At 65.4% G+C, this 1,052-nt stretch carries 2 protein-coding genes; both read left to right on the forward strand.

Translation table 11 applies throughout. The features are described 5' to 3' along the window. On the forward strand, nt 1-322 hold a 322-nt coding region (cmtR, locus tag ACWIFB_RS17290; RefSeq protein WP_454058892.1), incomplete at its 5' end, for a Cd(II)/Pb(II)-sensing metalloregulatory transcriptional regulator CmtR. Continuing rightward, on the forward strand, nt 319-918 hold the full coding sequence (locus tag ACWIFB_RS17295; protein ID WP_253002698.1) for a cadmium resistance transporter: 600 nt from the start codon (nt 319-321) through the stop codon (nt 916-918). The genes cmtR and ACWIFB_RS17295, both read left to right, overlap by 4 nt. Nucleotides 919-1,052 lie beyond the last annotated feature (134 nt).

The raw sequence follows: 1,052 nt of genomic DNA on the forward strand, positions 1-1,052 counted from the left end.
GTTAGGGCGGGCGATGGCCGACCCGACGCGGTCCCGGATACTGCTGACCTTGCTGCAGCAGCCGGCCTACCCGGCGGAGCTGGCCCGCGATTTGGAGCTGACACGGTCGAACGTGTCGAACCATCTGGCATGCCTGCGCGACTGCGGGATCGTTGTCGCCGTGCCCGAAGGTCGCCAGACCCGGTACGAGATCGCAGACCCGCACTTGGCGCGGTCGCTGTCCTCCTTGGTCGAGGTCACCCTCGCGGTCAACGAAAACGCCCCCTGCTTGGAGCCCGACTGCTCAGTGCCGGGTTGTCACGCCACGGAGGTGCAGGCGTGATCCTGTCCTCGGCCCTGCAGGCGATCGGCCTGTTCATTGCCACCAATATCGACGACATCATCGTCCTGTCGCTGTTTTTCGCCCGCGGAGCAGGCCAACGCGGCACCACCGCACGCATTCTGGCCGGCCAGTATCTTGGCTTCGTCGGCATCCTCGGCGCCGCAGTGCTCGTCTCCCTGGGCGCGGGAGCCTTCCTGCCCCCGGGGGCCATCCCTTACTTCGGGCTGATCCCACTGGGCTTGGGACTGTGGGCCGCGTGGCAGGCCTGGCGCGGGGACGATGATGACGACGACGATGCAAAGGTCGAGGGCAAGAACGTCGCCGTGTGGACCGTGGCCGGCGTAACCTTCGCCAACGGCGGCGACAACATCGGCGTCTACGTCCCCGTCTTTCTCAACGTGGGCACGGGAGCCGTAGTTGCCTACTGCATCGTGTTCCTGGTGCTGGTGGCGGGACTGGTGGGCCTGGCCAAGTTCGTCGCCACCCGCCGACCGATCGCCGAAGTCCTAGAGCGCTGGGAACATATCCTGTTCCCAACTGTCCTGATCGGCCTGGGCGCCTTCATCCTGATCAGCGGCGGAGCATTCGGACTCTGACAAAACCGACGCAAACCCCACCACGCACCCGTGAGCCGCCGACTCGCTCTAATTCTTCCGGCCAGAACGCCCGATTGGTACGGCGCCGCCAAGAAGTAACCACAGAAGACCGCCACAGAGCGATCAAGTCCACA

Source organism: Dietzia sp. NPDC055340 (assembly GCF_053645335.1).